Genomic DNA, 21,013 nt, shown 5'->3' with positions numbered 1-21,013 from the left:
CCTACACTTACCCTAAATATCGCAACTAAACGCAGAATAAAGACACAGGAAAAATGAGAATAGCATCCATAGATATTTTAAGAGCTCTAACCATGGTATTAATGATTTGGGTAAATGAATTTTGGTCACTTATCAATATCCCAAAATGGCTTAAACATGCATCTGCAAGTGAAGACTATATGGGGTTCTCTGATATCATTTTTCCTTTGTTTTTATTTATTGTAGGTCTTAGTATACCATATGCTATCGAACACAGACTTGCAAAAAAAGAAAGTCGCCTGCTGATTGCTAAACATATCGTGATACGATCACTATCACTATTACTTATTGGTGTTTTTATGGTTAATTATGAAAGCGCTCACCATGAGAGTATATTTCTTGGTAAATATGTATGGTGCATCCTTATGGCTACGGCTGTAGTACTTATCTGGATGAATTGGAAAAGAAGTCCTGTTCCCAAAAAATGGCATATTTATTTTCAAATTACTGGGTTTCTTATTCTTATTTTTCTTGCAGTTATATACAAAGGAGGCTCTCAAGGAGAAAACTGGATGGGAACACATTGGTGGGGTATTTTGGGACTGATAGGTTGGGCTTATATAATTAATGCTCTAATATATCTCTACAGTAAAAATAGTATCTCTGTAATGGTTATAGCATGGATTCTTTTTAATGTACTATCCGTACTAAATCAAACACATGACGGGATATTCAGAAATGATATTACTCGTATCTTTTCTACACTCTATTCAGGAACCATTCCTGCATTTACTACTGCAGGAGTAGTAGCAACTTTGATATTTAAAAAGTTATCAAAAGACAACATTAAATGGTGTTATGTACTTCTTATATCATTAGGTATTGTAAATATTGCTTATGGTTTACTAACAAGGTCTTATTGGGGAATTTCAAAAATACAAGGAACTCCTTCTTGGTTAGCTATATGTACTGGAATTGGCTTTTTTATGTTTGTTTTATTATACTACATTGCCGATGTAAAAAAACAAACAGGCTGGGCAACAGTAATTGGAGCTGCTGGTACAGCAACATTAACTTGTTATATGATTCCTTATTTTTTATATCCTCTTTATAATATTACTGGTCTTAAATTACCTGATTTCTTAAATACTTCTATAATAGGATTACTTGTTTCATTTGGATTTGCCCTTCTAGTAGTATTTTTTACAGGCTGGCTAGAAAGAAAAGGGTATAAATTAAAGTTATAATATCTATACCACCTGTTTAATAGCTTTTTGACTCTATGACCTATTGAATACAAAATTTTATATCTTTAGTTTGTTTTCTGATCAATTTATTACCTATGAAACGTACAAAACAAATTGCCGATAGATTTAGAGAAGTTCTTTTAGATGGTTTATGGATTGCCAATACCAATTATAAAAAACAACTTTTGAACCTAAGTTGGAAAGAAGCTACTACAAAAATAGGCTCTTTAAATACTATAGCAGTACTTACCTATCATATCAACTATTATATTGCAGGTGTGCTACATGTAGTTAAAGGTGGGGAATTAGAAATAAGAGATAAGTATAGTTTTGACCTCCCTCGTATTACTTCACAACAGCAATGGATTCAATTGCTAACTGATATGTGGGATAATGCTGAACAATTTGCAGAAAAAATAGAACAAATGCCAGATTCAAAACTTGATGAAGTTTTTGTTGATCCTAAATATGGAACCTATCTGAGAAATATTGAAGGTATGATAGAACATAGTTACTACCATTTAGGTCAAATTGTCTTACTCCACAAAATGATTACCGAAAAGGAAGGTAAAAAACAATTTATTCTAAAATAAGAACACCAAAAGCATCAGGAATATGAAATTGTGGAGTTGGAGTCATGGTACTATTCCAACAGGCAAACGTTGATGTTTCTGTAGTATGACTCCATTTTTTATCTGCATGATCTACATTAGAAATCACTCTAAACATATTCAGCCTATATATGGCTTCTTTAGTGGGTTTTGGATACTCTAATACTTTTAATGGGATTTTAAGACTTCCTTTCCATATATCATTGATAGTATCTTTTTCAACAGTATGTGTAACTCCAGAGGTTTTGGTGTCAATATATTCTATTTTATATTCTCTTTTTGGTTTAAAACGATTGGTTATTTTTGCTAAAAAAAGTGCATTATTTGGGTTGATTTGAATTTCGAGATATTTTCCTTGTACTTCTTTGCCTTTGCAAATAAAAAGCTCAAACACTTCTTGATTAAACATTGCTGAATTATCTTTTACATAATGATTTTGATCTAGCCTGTGGTTATTTCTGCATTCAAATTTTATTTCCAAGAAATCATTATCATATTTCATAGCTACCCATGTCTCTTCTTCTATAGGATCTCCTCCTACCGAATGATTAAAGTGTAGACTTTCTGTCTCTGTAAATTTTTTCTTGTTAAGTTTTAATACGGGAGATTTTTTTGTTTTCTTTTGTTGATTCTTATCAGTAGTATTAGCATAAGTGCTATCCATTGCTTTTTCTTTACAGGATACTATTAAAACAATTAATACAAATAACACATAATTTTTATAACTTAAATACTTCATCATATAACGTTATTACAACTTATTTAGAGTTAAAACTAGGGTTTTCTTACCTTAAGTGCAAAAAGCCCCCATAAGAATACTTCCTATGAGGGCTTAGAAAACGAATATCTTGATCTTAGGACTCTACTTCTGTTTTGGTTACTGAAACATTTTTACTAGCAACCCAATCAGCTACTAATTCTTCTAGAATCGTAAGTGGTACAGCACCATTGGTCAATACTACATCATGAAACTCTCTGATATCAAACTTAACTCCAAGTTCTTTTTTTGCATTTTCACGTAGCTCAAGAATTTTATTCATTCCTATTTTATAGGCAGTTGCCTGACTAGGCATTACAACATGGCGTTCTACCATTTTTATAGCATCACTCTCTGCATTAGGGGTATTATCTGTATAATATTTGATCCCCTCTTCTCTTGTCCATTTTTTACTGTGAATTCCTGTATCTACCACTAATCTACAAGCTCTCCATAACTCCATTGCCAATCTACCAAAATCAGAATATGGATCACTGTACATTCCTATCTCTTTTGGCAATAATTCATTATATAATCCCCAACCTTCTACGTATGCGGTATATCCTCCAAATTTTCTAAACTTAGGAATTCCTTGTAGTTCTTGCGCAATAGATAATTGCATATGATGTCCTGGTAAGCCTTCATGATATGCCAACGCTTCCATTTGATACTTTGGCATTGCTGTCATATCATATAAATTAGCATAATAAGTACCTGGTCTTGATCCATCTGGCGTACCTGACTGATAAAATGCTTTTCCTGCACTTTTTTCTCTAAAAGGCTCTACTGCTTTTACTATAATATCTGCTTTGGGTTTGGTAATAAAGAGTTCATCTAATTTAGATTTCATTGTATCTATTAATGCAACTGCTTCTTTAAGATATGCTGCTTTCCCTTCTTTATCATTCGGGAAATAGAACTGTTTATCTTCTTTCATAAAAGTAAAGAAATCTTGCAATGTCCCCTCGTATTTTACTTGTTTCATAATTGCACGCATTTCGTTATGAATACGTTCTACTTCTTTCAGTCCAAGTTCATGAATTTGATCTGCAGTCATATTTGTAGTAGTAGTGCGCTGTAATGCTATATTATAAAATGCATCTCCTTTAGGAAATTTCCAGACTCCATCATCAGTAGTTGCACGTTGTTGTTGTTCCTCTAATAGAGAAATAAGACTAGTATATGCTGGTTTTACTCCTTCTAATAATGCTTTTTTTGCAAGGGTTTCTAATTGTTCTTTTTCTTCTTCAGAAAGCTCTAATGTTTTGATTTTATTTTTGAAATCTGCTAATAATGTGCTTTCTTGATTAGATTTATCAAAGGGTTGTCCTGATATAATATTACGACAATCGTCTAAAACTTTGGCAAATACAAATTTTGGAGGAAGAACCCCATTTTTTTCTCTGATTTTCAGATTTTCTACTGCTTGAGTAAACATTTCATCAAAGCCATTTAATCTAGAAATGTATGCTTCTGCATCACTCTTACTTTCTATTCTATGCATATTGATCATAAAGGCTGGTGTGTCTGCCTGTAGCCCATGCATTTGATTTACGGGATAGTTATAAAATCTATATTTAAAATCTTCGATTTCATTTTCAAGATTTTCTTTCATTAATTTATAACTCAATACTGTAGTTTTGTCAAGCAACGTTATATCTACAGAGTCTTTTAAATAATTCAGGCGCTTTTTTGCCTGTTCCAGATCTTCTGCTTCTTTTTTAGACGAGATATCATCCCATTTTCCATAATCTTCGGTTTTAACCCCTAAGTATGTTTGCATCATTGGGGATTGTGCTAATTCTTCTTGAAATTGCTTTTCGAACCAATCATTTAGATTTTTAGAACGTTCCTCGATTACTTGCTTTGATACGGCAAAATCTTCTTGTTTGGGTTCTTTTACTTCCTGCTTACAAGCTGTAAAAGCAAGAAAAGAAGAAAACAATAATACACTGATTTTTGTATTGTTCATGATATTGTTTTTATTAGGGTTAATTAGTTATTTCAATACAGAAAATTCTACTGTTGAATCGTGATATACTTTATGTGTTTGTTTTGTAAAATCAGATGAATCTGCTTTAAAAATATTAGGCACAAAAGTTTGAGGGTTTAAATCAATAAGTGGAAACCATGTACTTTGCACCTGAATCTGAATTTTATGTCCTTTTTTGAACGTATGGTGTATATCTTGTAATTTGATATTTACATTTGTTTTTTTGTTTGCAATAAAAGGTTCTGGTTTACTAAAGTCATTTCTAAAACGTCCTCTCATCACCTCACTACGTACCATCATATGATAGTTACTCATTTTTAGATGATCTTGTGTCTCTTGAGTATCTGTGGCATCATCAGGGTATACATCTACCAATTTTATAATCCAATCAGCATCGGTACCTGTGGTGGCTACTTTGAGCTTTGCCAATACTTCTCCTGATAGTGTTATATCTTCTGTAAGATCTGAAGTCTCAAATACCAACACATCTGGGCGCCTAGCTGCAAATCGTTGATCATCTGTCATATATTTTCTAGGAGTAAACACCATTTTTACATCCTCTGAGTAAGGAACTGGTTTTTTGGGGTCACTAGTAAATTCAGAATAACCTGTTCCAGTTTTATTGGATAAGACATCATCTTTTGATAAGTAAAACATTTTCTTTTCTACAGTTGCAGGTGGCCAACTCTCAAAAGAATTCCATTCTTTCTTACCTGTATCAAATATTTGAATTTCTGGTAATCCTGTTTTTCCGTTGGCTTCTCCTTTTAGAAAATGGTTAAAAAATGTCGTTTCCACATTTTTTTGAAAACCACGAGATAAATCATCTCCAAAATATACATTACCAACAGCTTGTCGTTTTTTGGTTCTTGCCCAATCTCCATGGCTCCAAGGACCAAAAACCATAATATTATAGTTATCGCTCTTCTTCTCTATGTTTTCATAAGTTTCAAAAGGCCCATACAAATCTTCGGCATCAAATAATCCTCCTACAACCATTACGGCTGGTTTAACCTTTTTTAGGTGCTGAATAATTCCTCTTTTTTGCCAAAACTCATCATAATTAGGATGTTCTTTGAGTTGTGTCCAGAAGACATTATCTTCTTTATAATATTTATCTAGGTTTTGCAATGGTCCAGCATCCAGAAAAAACTGATACTGATCTTTACTTGGTAACTCTGTAAACTTATACCAAGGTTCTGAAACTGGTTTTGTTTTTTCATGTCCGAATAATGCTGTAACTCGCCAATAACTCAATAAATAAGCTCCATTATGATGAAAGTCATCAAAAAAGAAATCTCCTATACATGCTTGAGGAGATACTGCTTTTAACGCTGGATGTGAATCTAGTAATGAATATGTTGAATAGAAACCTGGGTATGAAATTCCCCATATACCAACTCTACCATTGGTATTGGCAACATTTTTTACCAACCAATCTATTGTATCATATGTATCACTGGCTTCATCAAATTGCTTTCCTTTTTTATTAGGAATATATGCTCTCATATTATCATATACTCCTTCACTCATCCAACGACCTCGTACATCTTGGTATACCACAATATTACCTTCTTTCATAAGAAATTCATTTGGACCAACTTTTGATCGAAATTCATCTTTTCCATATGGTTTAGAACTATATGGTGTACGTTGCATTAAAATAGGGTATTCTTTGGTGGTATCTTTTGGGGAATATATGGTTGTATGAAGCTTAACTCCATCTCTCATCACAATATCAACTTCTTGTTTTGTATAATGTTCTTTTACATCATAGGGTTTTGTTTCTTGAGGGAATCCTGTATTACAAGAAAGGAAAACAAGAGCTCCTAAAAGAATAAATCTTACTGATCGCATTGATTATAATTTAGTTTAGCGATCAATATAAAAAAATGTAATACGAGCATAATATTTTTAAGGAGATTTTAACAACTTTCTACATAGCAAAATCTATTACTCTTTATTATGAGGCATATTTATTTTTTAAAATTTTTCAACCCAGTTTTTAACCACTCTAAGTACTCATTAGTATCTGGAGTGTATGCTGTAGTATAATTAAGTAAATTCATATCTGTATCTAATAACACATAATATGGTTGTGAGTTGTTTTGAAAATTCAAGGTCTGAAAAGTTGCCCATTTATCACCTATTGTTCTAATACTCTTAACTCTCCCATCTGGTTTAAGGAACTCAAACTGATCTTTTTCTGACAATGCTTTACGATCATCTACATATAAGGAGATTAATACATATTTATTTTTAAGTATTTCTATAATTTCGGGATAGCTCCATACTTGTTCCTCCATTTTACGACAGTTTACGCAAGCCCATCCTGTAAAATCAATCATTATAGGTTTATTTTGTGCCTTGGCTGCTTTTACTCCTTCTTCAAAATCAGTATATGCATTTAACCCCAATGGGCCATGTGCTTCTTTTTCATAGATACTATAAAATAACGGGGGCGGAAAACCACTAAGTAGTTTTAAGTTTGCATACGCTGTATTGGTAAGCCCAGGAACTAGGTAAATAACAAAGGCTAAAGTAATCACTCCCAAAGTTTTTCTTGCTGTACTCAGCTTTTGTATTGGACTATCATGTGGAAAACGTATTTTACCAAAAAGATACAATGTCAATCCAATACCAATAATAATCCAGATTGCAATAAATATTTCACGTTTTAGAATTCCCCAGTGTTCTACCAAATCTGCATTGGATAAAAACTTAAATGCGAGTGCTAGCTCTATAAAGCCTAAAACTACTTTTACAGAATTCAACCAACCTCCACTTTTTGGTAATGAGTTTAACCAATTAGGAAATAATGCAAATAATGCAAATGGTAATGCGAGTGCTAATCCAAAGCCTCCCATACCAAAACTTAATTGCATTGCTCCCCCATCACTACTTAACGATCCTCCTAATAAAGAACCTAAGATAGGTCCTGTACATGAGAAAGATACCAAGGCTAATGTCAATGCCATAAAGAAGATTCCTATTACTCCTCCTATACTGGTAGCTTTACTATCTAGTTTGGTGCTCCAAGATGCTGGTAGTGTAATTTCAAAATACCCAAAAAAGGAGATTGCAAATACTATAAAGATTATAAAGAAAACAATATTGAGAGTTACATTGGTAGAAATGTTATTGAGTATTTCTGGATCTAACGAGTCTAATACATGAAAAGGCAAACTTAATAATACATAGATGACAAAAATAAAAATACCATATAGTATTGCATTAAACAATCCTTTTTTACGATCTCTGGCTCCTTTGGTAAAAAAAGATACTGTAAGAGGGATCATAGGGAATACACAAGGAGTAAGTAATGCTATAAGTCCTCCTAAAAATCCTAAGGCAAAAATGGTAAAATAGCCTTTCTCTTCTACTTCTTCAGAAGGAAAAGTCTCTTTTCCTTTTATAGCTACATATAATGCTTCTGATTTCTGTTTATCTTCTGCTGTAATACTAGAAAGGTCTCCTTTATTTTCTACAGCTTTTCCTGATAGGTTAATGATAAAATCTACTGTCTCTGGAGCCAAACATTTCTCATCATCACAAACAGAAAAAAACACTTCTGCTTTAACCTCTTTCAGGTTTTTATTAATACGTTTTATTTTTTGAGTAAATATAACTTTATCTTCAAAGTACTTTACATTCATCTCAAATATATTATCGAATTTTTCTATCCCTTTGGGTTCTATTGTTTCTCCTATAAGTGTATATGTTTCTGGAGTAGTATTGAATGTAAACTCTGTAGGTGTAGGGGCTATTTCATCTCCTTGGGCTTCCTTTTGTGAATATAAGTGCCACCCTTTTTCTAAAGTCGCCTCAAAAGATAATGTATACACATCTTCTGTTTCATTTTGAACACTAGCTTTCCATTTAACTGGATCCAGTGTTTGAGAAAAAAGAGAGTTAGAAAATAATATTGTAGTTAATAAGAATATAAAATATCGCATCAGCTTATTGTAATTTTTAGTACTTGTTTTGTTTGGGGTATTATCTTGAATCTGTTGTCTGCTCTATAATTTATAATCCAAACGATATCATCGCCAGAGCATAATAGCCAGATTCTTTCTTTGGCCAGCAAGGATAATTTTTCATCTTTAAAAAATTTACTCAATTTTTTCTTACCTCGCATTCCCAGTGGATAAAAATAGTCGCCTTCTTTCCATTTTCTTACATTCAATGGGTATTTTAACTTTTCTTTATCTACGTATATTGTTTTGAGATCAATATCTAAAATACCTTCTACCTCTTTGAACTTAAGTGTTCCCGAGGGAATCATCAACATACGTTCGTCTTCTCGTATATTATAGGTGCGGTCAGTTATTCCCTCTGTTACAGGGCTTATCAATAAATATTCTCGATTTTTCACTAAACGATGTGTCCCCGAAAAGATTTGTTTTCCTGACTGTGCTGTAAGTATATGTTCTATATCATTCCAAGCGGTGAAGTTATATTCTTTTAACAAAAAATACAGACTCGCTTTTGGGTTTTCATATGTATTCAGTCTATTTATAGAAACTTGAATGGTTTCATTATCTACAGTTTCAAATAGCTCTTTTTTAAGATAGGAAGTCTGACTTTTTATAAACTCATTACTTTGCTTTAGATATGACAAAGTGGTATTAAAATTTTGTAAAAACTGAGGCGTAATTGATTTCAAATCAGGGATTACATCAATTCTAAGTTTATTTCTCAGATATTTAGTACTCTTATTACTACTATCTTCTCGCCATTGTAGTTTATTTTTTTTGGCAAATTCTAAAAGTGCATCTCTTGTAAAGGGAAGTAATGGTCTAATAAAAGTATCATTTACTTCTGGAATCCCCATTAATCCTTCTATGCCCGTACCTCTAGAAAGGTTGATTAAAAAAGTTTCTAAATTATCATCTGCATGATGTGCTGTAAAAATATAATCGTATTGATGGGTTTTCGCTAACTCTTTAAACCAAGAGTACCGTAATTCTCTTGCCGCCATTTGTATAGATTGCTGGTGCTTCTGCGCATATTTTTCTGTATCAAACCTAGTTCTATAAACTGGTGATTTAAATTCATTAGCCAAGTGAATAACAAATTGTTCATCTGCATCACTTTCTTCTCCTCTCAAACCAAAATTACAATGTGCTAGACTAAATTGTAATTTCAAGAGATGACATAATTTGGTCAATACAACACTATCCAGTCCCCCACTACAGGTGATCAATAATTTACTCCCTTCTAGAAAAGAAAATTTAGTGGTAATATGATCTTTAAATTCTTGTAACAATTTGGCTTTTGTATAGTATTATTTTCGTTTTTCAAATATACAATTTTGAATTACTATCACAACTCACAACAAAAACCACCATTAATCATTGATTATCAAGTTTTTAACACTAATTACGATTTGTTTTCATTATTTTTAGAAAACAACTCATAAATGGCTGATAGATGAACAGGGTAGACGACTTACAAGACTTTTATGGTACAGATGATCAAAAAGAATTTAGCAAAAAATTATTATCCATTGTACCCCACTTACATCCTTATGTAAAACACAGATTATACATTGCAGAAAGCATTGGTATTTTACCTCAAAACATGTATTGTTCTAATGGGATTATTGATGATGCAATCGTAAAATTATACCACGATAAATTTGATCCAGATATCGATACTCTATCGCTAGAATTACAGCTTTTTAAAATTACAGATGAGCTTATCGATGATTTATATATTCATGAGGGTTGGCATCAAAGAAACATAAGCACTAGTCATTTTCTTAAAGAAGAATTAGAAAAACTTGAAGAAAACTATACTGTAGAGGCAGATAATGATCTCATTATGAAAGAAGATTTAGATGATATTTGCTATCACCAAAATCAAGAAAAAAAACAAAATTTTATTTATGATGACAGAGACTCAGAGATTCTTAAAATTATAGAATCAGAACCTTCTTCTTATCATAAAAAACAAAAGTTACTCGGTAAGTTTTATAGTTGGCTCCCGATAGAAACTTCTAAGATCATTGACTTGTTTGTTTTTGGTAAATTAAACTTTGAAGAAATAGCAACTATCAAAGAAATAACCGCACAAGAGGTCAAAGAGATTATTATTAATGTAAGAAAAAGTTTTAGAAAAAATCTTATTTAATTCTTAACAAGCTCTTTTTTTGATACATCTTCATTAATTATGAAAGGACTAATCTTATTTCTTTCGGCTTTTCAGTTTATTATTTTTCTATTTTTATAAAAAAGAATCTTATTTATAAAGAGGTAATTTCATCTAATAACCCTGACGATATATGCACTGTTTTTGGGGTAAAGACATTTCACTACAAACAGGGTAAGGTATATATGCATAACTATCTAACTTAGCATTATCTTAAATACTAACCAAATTTACCTCTAAATTATACCATAATAATATGGAAACATCTTCTCAGTCAAAAAATATCTCAATACCATCCTTTCTAAAGAACATTATAGTAAGATCACTCTATATTCTTACTATAGCATCACTACTACTTGTAATATATGGAAATAAAAATATCAATGTTACTCATAAACAAACCAAACAAGCAATAAAGAACACTATCGTATCTACTAATAATCAATCATATAAAGCCCCATGTATTACCTCTGCAGACAGGCAGGTCTTGATTAAACTATTTGAGGCTAATCCAGAAAGTAAGCTAAAATGGAATCTACAGGATCAAACGATGGATAGCTGGAAAGGAGTTACCCATATCAAAGGGAAGGTTATCAAATTAAATCTAAAAAGTAGTAACATAACAAATATTCCACCTGAAATAAGGGAGCTTAAAAGCTTAGAAGAACTCCATTTACCATTTAACAAACTCAAAAAAATACCTTCTGCAATAGGTAACTTAGACAATCTAACTGTTCTAAATCTATCATTTAACAATCTCAAAAATATTCCTTCCGAAATAGGATATCTTGATAAATTAAATTATTTAAACATCGCTAAAAACGAATTGAGTAAGCTTCCATTAGAAATAGGAAATCTAAAAAAGTTGAAGTATCTAAATATCACCATAAATAACCTAAACACAATTCCCGCAAGTATTGGAAATTTACAGCAATTAATTTATTTAAATATTTCCCAAAACAACCTTAATAGCATACCTGTAGAAATAGGGAATTTAAATAAACTAGAAGAGTTCAATCTACAAACCAATAAATTAAAAAGAATACCATCAACAATAGGAAAAATAAGCTCTTTGACAACTTTACATATCAATGATAATCAACTAAACAACCTCCCAAGAGAAATAGGGGAATTACAAGAGTTAACTACTTTGTTACTGAATAACAATAAAATAAAAAATGTCCCTGTAGAAATTAAGAAGTTAAAAAAACTAACAAAATTATCTATTGATAAAAACAGTCTTATCAATATACCTATTGAAATTGGTGAACTAAACAACTTACAAGAACTATCCATACAAAACAACAACCTGACGGCTATTCCTAAGGAAATAGGGAATCTAGATAATCTGGCAATATTACTTTTAAATAAAAACAAACTTAGTAATGTTCCTTCTGAAATCGAAGGTTTAAAACATCTAAAAAAATTGAATTTACAAAACAATAATTTAAAAAGTATTCCTAAAGAAATAGGAAATTTATACAACGTAGAATACTTGTATCTCAATGATAACCGACTAAAAAATATTCCTCAAACCATAGGAGATTTAACCAAATTAATGGTATTAAATATTCGTAATAACAAATTTACCTCTATCCCCGAAAGCATATGCAACTTAAGCAGAAATACAAGTACAATGGTTTATAAAAATTTTGAAACTAACTGCTTATAAAGTATAAAAACCCTAACGCATTAAAACATACCTCTAAATTTTGATTGATTTCCTTATATTTTTTTAACTTATTTTTAATACTAAATCGTGTATCATTTAACGGCAATCCGTACTTCTTATCACAAAAAAAAACTACTTTTAGCTTTATAAAAGCGATTACTATAAAAACAGTTAAAAAAATATTTGAACACCTTGTATCTATTCCTGATTCTGAATGGAAAATGATTGCTCAATACTTTACAGAACAAGAAGTACCAAACAAAGGGTTTCTTTTACGAGAAGGACAAATTGCGCGAGAAACTTTTTTAATAAAAAAAGGGTGTTGCAGATCTTTTTATAACTTTGATGGTGTAGAAAAAAATATTAGTTTCTCTAGAGAAAACTGTTGGCAAACCGATATCGATAGTTTTTTTAACCATAAACCTTCTACTACTTACATTCAAGCTATTGAACCCTCTACTGTGCTTGGGTTAACTCATACTAATAAAAAAAAACTCTTTGCATATCATCAGGGATTTGAGTCTTATTTTAGGATTTTGGCAGAGAAAAAAGTAACTTTTTTATTAGAAATAATGGGGAAGCGAAATAATTTGGATGCTAAAGAGCGATTTATTGCATTAAAAAAACGACAACCTTGGGTTTTTCAACGTATTCCTCAATATCATATCGCTTCGTTTTTAGGCATCAGCCCTACATCATTTAGCCTAATACAAAAAGAAATTGCACAAACAGTGTAAAATATAAACTACAACTAAAATATCTTATAATCAATAATAGATAACCAAAGGGAAGTTTTTAAGCTTCCCTTTGGTTGATTACTACATGTATATTTACTTAATAAATACTTTTTGAGTAATCATTTCTTTTGTAGTTTTTATTTGCAAGAAATAAGTACCTGTCAATAAATCACTTACATCAAATTGTCCTTTAAACATTCCATCAGGAGAAGTTTTTAATAATTGTGTTTTTAATACTCTCCCACTAATATCCTTGAGTTCAATACGATTAGAGTTTACATTCATCATATTGATTTCTATATTTAACACTTCTGTTACAGGATTAGGATACACTTTAAAATAAACATCTTTTTTCTTTAAGTTTAGATCAGAGTCTGAATCAAGCATTATAGATTTATTTGCACTACAAGATCCTAAGTAATCCCATGAAGAAGCTGTTTTTATCCACAATCCTCCCTGAAAAACTACTTTATCTCCAGGTTGATATTGTACTGAATTACTCCATTGGGCAACACCATCACAAGGATTTCCTCCTGAGTTACAGTTACCAGAAGAAGAATACGTTGTTTGATTGCATACTATAGAAAAGTTATCTATGATATCTCCAGTAGACTTTTTCTTAGCCTCCCAAATACTTCCAACTGTAGTATTGGCATTAAAATTTCCACCAGCATTTGCAGTTCCTCTCAGGGTATTATTTTGATAATATTCTAAAGCACAATCTGTAGTATTGCTAAACGTTACAGAAACTGAATCTCCATCAGAACATCCTCCTACATTTCCTAGTTTTTTTATGGCCTCTTTTATATTTGGTAATGGCCCTATATGACCTCCACTTCCTTGAGCTACTCCAGTAGACATAAGGAGATCTCTCATTTCTCTAGGAGTAATCAGTTTTCCTAATTTTTCTTTTGCATACGATTGTATACATGCCACTGCACTTGTCACAATCGGGGTAGCAGAACTTGTTCCGCCAAAAGTGGCGGTATATTCTTTTTTATAATCATTATCAAAGGTTACATCACCATATCCTGTTGTAAAAACATTATGCCCCCATCCTTGAACATTTACTCGTTGCCCATAGGTACTAAAGCCTAATTTATTATGTGCGCTATTGGATGTTCCTGCACCAACAATAATACTCCCATTGTCACCTCTATTTCTATATGCACTATATGATGATGAATCTAAATTAGCAGATCCATTTCCTGCTGCTGCCACCACAATAACACCTGCATCTGTAGCCGCTTTTACAGCATCCCATACAGATTGTGTTACATCTGCTGGTGCTAGCTTACCATCTGGTCCACCTGTTTGCATTTCTAGTACAATAACATCTCCCGCTTGCGAGTTTTGTGTTGCTTTTATTATTGCTGTAGCGCGCCCTTGTATTTCGCTATATACTCTTCCTACCGCCTTAGGAGCAGTACCTTTGATTCCTAAATTGTTATCCTCGTCTCCCACTAGAATTCCCATAACAGCAATACCGTGATCTTCAAAGCTATTAGCATTATGAGATGTACCATAAGAAATATCTTGATTCACAAATTCTTCGTGATCAAGTTTCCCCCAACTATATTCTATATCAGAAATTTTTACTCCTTGTCCCATAGCTCCTTGTGACCATGCATAATCAACATCTATTCCTGGGTTAGGTTTCCTATACCCTTGTCTATTCGTTAAATCAGGAGTTGCATAAGCAAAAAACCCTGGAGGTGGCGGTGTTTTTACTGGTTCGAGAGAACAATATTCTACTTCATTAAGTTTTTCTAAATCTTTTCCTAATTTCAACAAATAATGCTTGTCTTTATTCTTAGTATTCACTTCACACAAACCTGCAAAATCCAGAATATTAAACCCTTTTTCATCGGCTTGTGTACGTTGTGATGATTTTTTTGCACGTTGCTTTTCCTCTGCTGTAAGGTTAATCAAAGGAGTAAATGTTAAATCTGATAAACTTTTTGTTGTTTTTAAGGATAAAGAATGATTCAAAAAATGCACTTCTCCGTTTTCTACAATAGGCTCTGTATTAGAGCGAAATTTGATAATGAGTTTATACTCATCTACCTCATCCAAAACATAAAGTTGTCCTTTTAAACCATCTTTCTTTTTTATATCATTGCCACTTTGGGCATAAAAAAAACTTGCCAATAAGAGACAAATAACTGAGCTAATAATTTTTTTCATAATTAATTGAGTTTGTTTTATTTAATTCTCTCGAAATTAAATAATTAAACTACTCATTATTATAAAAATAAGAGTCTTTAACTCTTATTATAGTTTTATTAAGAAGCTTGATTACTACTCTATAATCTTTTGTTAATACTGCATCTATTAAGGTGATTTGAAGGTTAGAACTCTACAGACAATTAGAATTGAAATTTTATGTATACTCTCATAAATATCTTAGCCAATACTTTCTAGCACTTCCCTCATTGCTTTGGCTTTTATCAGGCATTCTTCATATTCTTTATCTGGATCAGATTTAGCTGTTATTGCTCCTCCTACTGTATATGAGATATAACGTTTTTCTTGATTGTACAAAATACTCCTGATTACAACATTAAAATCAAAATCATCATTAGGTGTAAAATACCCAACTGCCCCACTGTACAAGCCTCGCTTTGAAGATTCCAGATTTTCAATAATTTTCATAGCAGAAATTTTAGGAGCACCAGTCATACTTCCCATAGGAAAAGTCGTTTTGATCACATCTACAGGAGAAATAGCAGGATCAACCTCTGAAACAATTGTAGATATCATTTGATGCACTTGCTTAAAAGAATATACCTTACACAGATCCTCTACAATCACAGAACCTTTTTTTGCTGTTCTTGACAAATCATTACGTACCAAATCCACAATCATTACATTCTCTGACTTCTCTTTAGGATCCTTACTTAGATCAGAAGCAAGTTGCATATCTTCTTTAACATCCAAGGATCTTTTGGCAGTACCTTTGATAGGTTGTGAGATAATTTTTTGTCCTTCTTTTCGTAAATAACGTTCTGGTGAAGCTGACAATAAATAACAATCTTCTATTTTTAAAAAAGCAGCAAAAGGAGGTGTAGAAATTTCATTTAGATGGTGATAGGTTTGTAATGGATCAATACAACTATCTTTTGCAAAAAATTCTTGACAAAAATTAGCTTCATATATATCTCCACGATGAATATGAGCCAACATCTCACTCACTCTTTCCTTATACTCATCTTTGGTTATTTTAAGGCTTATTTTAACTTTACCACAGGAAGAGTCTGCTTCATTATCCCCTTTGAGAGTTCTAATTTCTTGATAATCTCTTTTGATTTCATCATCCACCATTCTCAAATACTGTACTTCAAGAATATTTTCTTTGAGTAAAAAAATCTTTTTGGGTTGAAAAAAATACAAATCAGGAAAATTGAGTTCATCAGAATTTTCTGAAACTAGATTTTCTGTATCATTTTTAAGGTCATAAGAAAGATATCCAAAAATCCAATCTGATGTAGATTCCTGATATTCTTTTAATTGATCAAATGCGTTATAATGATCTGTTTTAATAGCTGTAAAGGCTTCTACAGCCAATATCGCATCATAACTAGAGTATTGCTGCGTATATATATTAGAATCTAACCAGATTACTTCATCAAACTGCTGTGCCCAACGTAATAATCTAGTTTTGAATTCTAAAGGTTTTTTTATAATAAATTGTTCTGTACTACGCACTTGTTTTTTACTTAAATTTGATGCGCAAAAGTACTAATCACTTCATTCAATCCCAATGAAAGTGTTTCATCTGTCACCTTATTTGATTCAGCAGAAAAGTTATCGTAAAACGAAGGAAAACTAAAACTTTCTACAATCTCAGCTCCAAATCTAGGTAATACATTTTTTGCAAATTCTAATGCACCTACTCCACCTCTTTGTCCAGGAGAAGTACTCATCAATAATACTTTTTTGCCTTCAAGAAAGTTACGGTCAACTCTAGATAACCAATCAATTATATTTTTAAAAAAAGCACTCCAACTACCGTTATGCTCATTTACAGAAATAATTAAAGCATCAGTATCTGTAATATCTTGTTTTAATCCCATAGCCATCCCAGGAAAACCGTTATTTTTCTCTTCGTCTTCACTATACATCGGCATTGTATAATTAGTAAGGTTAATTACTCTAGTAGTATGGTCTTTTATCTCAGAAGCAACAAATTCTACAAGTTTATGATTGATAGATGTACTACTGTTAGAGCCTGCAAAGGCTAGAATTTTTTTCATAGCTATATAATTTAGACGGGTAAAAGTAACCAAAATGTTTACAGTCCCAAAATAAGACTACCTTTGTAACATCAAAAAAAAACAAATCAATTGACTTTTCGAGATTTAAACCTAAGCACACCTCTTTTTAATGCCCTTGATGATCTGGGGTTTGATACTCCTACTCCAATTCAAGAACAAGCATTTTCTCCTGTAATGTCTGGTAAAGATGTTGTTGGTATAGCGCAAACTGGTACTGGTAAAACGTATGGATATATGCTTCCTATTTTGCGAATGCTCAAATACTCTGTACAACAAAACCCAAGGGTATTAATACTAGTTCCTACTCGTGAACTTGTAGTACAAGTAGTTGATGAAATTGAAAAGCTCTCCACATATATTAATGTACGTATAACAGGTGTATATGGTGGTACAAATATCAATACACAAAAACAAGTAGTCTCTCAAGGTTTAGATATTATAGTAGCAACACCAGGTCGCTTATATGATCTGGCAGTTAGCAGAGTGCTACAATTAAAATCTATACAAAAATTGGTTATTGATGAAGTAGATGTAATGCTTGATTTAGGATTTAGACATCAACTTATGAATATTTTTGATATCCTCCCGCAGCATCGTCAAAATATTATGTTTTCTGCCACCATGACAGATGAAGTAGATCAAATGATTTCTGAAACTTTTGTGGCTCCTCATAAAATATCTGTTGCCAAAAGTGGAACTCCTCTTGAGAACATTAAACAATATGGTTATAAAGTTCCTAACTTTTATACAAAAGTTAATCTATTAGAAAACTTACTCTCTGATAAAGAAACATATCATAAAACATTAATTTTTGTAGGCTACAAAAAAATTGCTGACCGGTTGTTTGAGCAATTAGAAAAAAAATACGCTGATGAGATTTGTATTATTCACTCTAACAAAACTCAAAACTATAGACTTAGAAGTATAGAACAATTCAGAAAAGGAGAAAATCGAATTCTTATTGCTACAGATGTTATGGCTCGTGGATTGGATATAGAAAATGTAAGTCAAGTAATCAATCTAGATACCCCTGAGTATCCAGAAAATTATATGCACCGTATTGGCCGAACAGGGCGTGCAGAAAAAGAAGGAGTTTCATTTGTACTTACTACTCAAAAAGAACAAGAATATCTTGATGCCATCGAAAATTTGATGGATATGAAAATCGAACAACTTGATCTACCTAATGAAGTAGCAATTTCTGATCAACTTACCCCAGAGGAACAACCTAAAATCAAAGAAATTAATAATCCTCATAAACGTCCAAATGACGAAGTTGGAGCTTCTTTTCATGAAAAGAAAGAAAAAAATAAAAAAGTAAACCTAGGGGGTTCTTATCAACGTGAAATCAAAAAGAAATATAAAAAACCAAAAACCAAGGGAGATAAAACATATAATTTAAAAAACAAGAAGCGAAAGAAATAATATATCCCTAATAATTCGCTCTCTAATAGTTCTATATTTATTCAATTATAGCATATATATTTTTTTATGGATTTAAATCTTGCAGTGTTAATTGATGGCGATAATATTCCATCTACATATATAAAAGAAATGATGGAAGAAATTGCCAAATATGGTAATCCCACCATAAAAAGAATCTATGGAGATTGGACCAAACCCGATCTTACGAAGTGGAAGAAAATTCTTTTAGAAAATGCAATAACTCCTATCCAACAATATGGATATACTAAAGGTAAAAATGCAACAGATTCTGCTATGATAATCGATGCTATGGATATTCTATATTCAGAAAAAGTAAATGGTTTTTGTCTTGTATCTAGTGATAGTGATTTTACCCGTTTAGCTACAAGGCTTAGAGAAGCAGGAATGAAAGTTTTTGGAATAGGAGAGAAAAAAACCCCCAACCCATTTATAGTTGCTTGCGATAAATTTATCTATCTCGAAATCTTAAAACATGAAGCCATTGAAAATAGATCTGATACCACAGAAAACAAACCTATCGCAAAAAATAATGTAGATAAAATAACGCCAAAGGATATAAAGCTAATTTCATATACTATATCTGATATTGCAGATGATGATGGTTGGGCTTTTCTTGGAGATGTAGGGAGTCTCTTGCAAAAAAAACAACCCAATTTTGATTCCAGAAACTATGGCTTTCAAAAGTTAACCCCTTTGATTCAATCCATTAAAAAATTTGAAATTGAACAGCGTGAAGCTACAAAAGGGAGATCTAAATTAATATATGTACGAAATAAAACAAGTGTAAAAAAACAATAAAAACACTCTTATCACGATATGGCTTCAATTTTTGCACACGGATTTACTGCCTATGCATTTAGCAAAAGCTTTTCAAAAGAAGTATATACCACAAAACTATGGTTACTAGGTATATTATGTTCTATCATTCCTGATGCAGATGTTATTGGTTTTAAATTCGGTATTTCTTATAAGAGTTTTTGGGGACATCGAGGATTTTCTCATTCATTACTTGTTGCTTTACTTCTTGGCATAGCTATCACCTTTATATTTTATAACAAAAAGATGTTTACAAAGATGGGAATAGCGTTAATTTTATATTTTAGTATCTGTACAGCTTCTCATGGTATTCTAGATGCTATGACTACTGGAGGATTAGGAGTTGCATTCTTCTCCCCTTTTGATGATATGCGTTACTTCTTGCCTTGGCGCCCAATTCAGGTTTCACCTATTGGTGCTAGTAAGTTTTTTAGCGTTTGGGGAGTTAAGGTATTATTAAGTGAATTAATTTGGATTGCCATACCAGCAACTATGTATATTTTAGCTACTAATTATGTCAGAAAACAGAAAATACAATCGCTCAAAAATAGTTAAAGTCTCAATTAAACTACTTTTAGGGTTAGCAGGCTTACTTTGTTTTATATCATGTAACCAGATTTACACCCCTGAAACTTTTAATATTTCTAAAGAAATTCAAATTACAAAACTTAACAAAAATAGTTATATTCATACATCATACTTAAATACCGAAAGTTTTGGTAAAGTACCCTGTAATGGTATGATTATAATTGATGCTAATGAAGCTTTGATATTTGATACTCCAACCAATGATTCTGTATCTTCTATATTAATAAACTGGGTTCAGAAAGATTTAAAATCTGAGGTTGTAGGAGTTGTGGCAACACATTTCCACGCTGATTGCTTAGGAGGGTTAGATGAGTTTCATAAAAGAGATATCCCATCATATGCAAGCCATAAAACAATACACCTAGCACAAACTAAAAACAGAATCACTCCTCAAAATGGTTTTGATACTCATCGTGAATTAAAAGTAGGAAACAAAAAAATTATAAATACGTTTTATGGAGAAGGCCATACTGCTGATAATATTATAAGTTATTTTCCTGATGAAAAAATATTATTTGGTGGGTGTTTGATTAAATCAAAAGGAGCTAAAAAAGGAAACCTTGAAGATGCAAATACAAATGAGTGGTCACATACTGTATCTAAAATCAAAGAAGACCACCCTGAAGTAAACATTGTAATCCCAGGTCATGGAGCTTATGGTGGAAAAGAATTATTAGAGTATACCATTGCTCTATTTCAAATCAATAATTAATAATGAGAGAATTTCAAAATACGAG

Annotated in this window: 17 protein-coding genes; 9 read left to right on the top strand and 8 right to left on the bottom strand. The window is 31.8% G+C overall.

The features are described 5' to 3' along the window. Positions 1–53 precede the first annotated feature (53 nt). Positions 54–1,226, top strand: a complete 1,173-nt coding sequence (locus DG508_RS12550) for a heparan-alpha-glucosaminide N-acetyltransferase domain-containing protein (RefSeq protein ID WP_108868472.1) — start codon at positions 54–56, stop codon at positions 1,224–1,226. 95 nt (positions 1,227–1,321) lie between these two features. Beyond that, positions 1,322–1,819: a DUF1572 family protein gene (locus DG508_RS12545; protein ID WP_108868471.1), complete on the top strand. Its 498-nt coding sequence runs from the start codon at positions 1,322–1,324 to the stop codon at positions 1,817–1,819. Here DG508_RS12545 and DG508_RS12540 read toward each other — a convergent pair. From DG508_RS12540 to tilS, 5 genes are all read right to left on the bottom strand, one after another. Then, positions 1,806–2,579, bottom strand: coding sequence for a carbohydrate-binding family 9-like protein (locus tag DG508_RS12540; RefSeq protein ID WP_108868470.1), 774 nt, complete (start codon positions 2,577–2,579; stop codon positions 1,806–1,808). The genes DG508_RS12545 and DG508_RS12540 overlap by 14 nt on opposite strands. Before the next feature lie 112 nt (positions 2,580–2,691). Further along, positions 2,692–4,566, bottom strand: a complete 1,875-nt coding sequence (locus DG508_RS12535) for a DUF885 domain-containing protein (RefSeq protein WP_108868469.1) — start codon at positions 4,564–4,566, stop codon at positions 2,692–2,694. 27 nt (positions 4,567–4,593) lie between these two features. Next, positions 4,594–6,444 (bottom strand): CocE/NonD family hydrolase, encoded by a 1,851-nt coding sequence (locus DG508_RS12530; RefSeq protein ID WP_108868468.1) that lies wholly within the window; start codon positions 6,442–6,444, stop codon positions 4,594–4,596. Between the two features lie 119 nt (positions 6,445–6,563). Then, positions 6,564–8,543 (bottom strand): protein-disulfide reductase DsbD family protein, encoded by a 1,980-nt coding sequence (locus DG508_RS12525; RefSeq protein ID WP_108868467.1) that lies wholly within the window; start codon positions 8,541–8,543, stop codon positions 6,564–6,566. Continuing rightward, on the bottom strand, positions 8,543–9,856 hold the full coding sequence (gene tilS / locus DG508_RS12520) for a tRNA lysidine(34) synthetase TilS (protein WP_108868466.1): 1,314 nt from the start codon (positions 9,854–9,856) through the stop codon (positions 8,543–8,545). Before tilS ends, DG508_RS12525 begins: the two co-directional genes overlap by 1 nt. A 164-nt stretch (positions 9,857–10,020) precedes the next feature. Here tilS and DG508_RS12515 point away from each other — a divergent pair, with 164 nt between their 5' ends. From DG508_RS12515 to DG508_RS12505, 3 genes are all read left to right on the top strand, one after another. Continuing rightward, positions 10,021–10,722, top strand: coding sequence for a hypothetical protein (locus DG508_RS12515; RefSeq protein WP_108868465.1), 702 nt, complete (start codon positions 10,021–10,023; stop codon positions 10,720–10,722). Positions 10,723–10,996: 274 nt separating this feature from the next. Continuing rightward, a complete protein-coding gene (locus DG508_RS12510) occupies positions 10,997–12,412 on the top strand; it encodes a leucine-rich repeat domain-containing protein (RefSeq protein WP_108868464.1) in 1,416 nt (471 codons plus the stop codon). A gap of 44 nt (positions 12,413–12,456) precedes the next feature. After that, positions 12,457–13,149, top strand: a complete 693-nt coding sequence (locus DG508_RS12505; protein ID WP_159090808.1) for a Crp/Fnr family transcriptional regulator — start codon at positions 12,457–12,459, stop codon at positions 13,147–13,149. Between the two features lie 93 nt (positions 13,150–13,242). Here DG508_RS12505 and DG508_RS12500 read toward each other — a convergent pair whose 3' ends face one another. The 3 genes from DG508_RS12500 to DG508_RS12490 form a co-directional block, all read right to left on the bottom strand. After that, positions 13,243–15,336, bottom strand: coding sequence for a S8 family serine peptidase (locus DG508_RS12500; protein WP_108868462.1), 2,094 nt, complete (start codon positions 15,334–15,336; stop codon positions 13,243–13,245). 219 nt (positions 15,337–15,555) lie between these two features. After that, entirely contained in the window at positions 15,556–16,857 is a 1,302-nt protein-coding gene (gene pabB / locus DG508_RS12495; RefSeq protein ID WP_108868461.1) for an aminodeoxychorismate synthase component I, read from the bottom strand. 11 nt (positions 16,858–16,868) lie between these two features. Then, positions 16,869–17,405: an NADPH-dependent FMN reductase gene (locus DG508_RS12490; protein ID WP_108868460.1), complete on the bottom strand. Its 537-nt coding sequence runs from the start codon at positions 17,403–17,405 to the stop codon at positions 16,869–16,871. A gap of 90 nt (positions 17,406–17,495) precedes the next feature. On the opposite strand from DG508_RS12490, the gene DG508_RS12485 reads away from it, so the two are divergent. The 4 genes from DG508_RS12485 to bla all read left to right on the top strand — a co-directional run bounded on the left by DG508_RS12485 (position 17,496) and on the right by bla (position 20,988). Next, complete coding sequence (locus DG508_RS12485) at positions 17,496–18,851, top strand: DEAD/DEAH box helicase (RefSeq protein WP_108868459.1); 1,356 nt, start codon at positions 17,496–17,498, stop codon at positions 18,849–18,851. Positions 18,852–18,917: 66 nt separating this feature from the next. Next, entirely contained in the window at positions 18,918–19,670 is a 753-nt protein-coding gene (locus DG508_RS12480) for an NYN domain-containing protein (protein ID WP_108868458.1), read from the top strand. A gap of 18 nt (positions 19,671–19,688) precedes the next feature. Beyond that, positions 19,689–20,243 (top strand): metal-dependent hydrolase, encoded by a 555-nt coding sequence (locus DG508_RS12475; RefSeq protein ID WP_108868457.1) that lies wholly within the window; start codon positions 19,689–19,691, stop codon positions 20,241–20,243. Beyond that, complete coding sequence (gene bla, locus DG508_RS12470) at positions 20,203–20,988, top strand: subclass B1 metallo-beta-lactamase (RefSeq protein ID WP_108868456.1); 786 nt, start codon at positions 20,203–20,205, stop codon at positions 20,986–20,988. Before DG508_RS12475 ends, bla begins: the two co-directional genes overlap by 41 nt. The last annotated feature ends 25 nt before the right edge of the window (positions 20,989–21,013 follow it).

This window comes from Aquimarina aquimarini (assembly GCF_900299535.1).
GTDB lineage: Bacteria > Bacteroidota > Bacteroidia > Flavobacteriales > Flavobacteriaceae > Aquimarina > Aquimarina aquimarini.
This window is presented reverse-complemented; position numbering and strand designations above follow the sequence as displayed.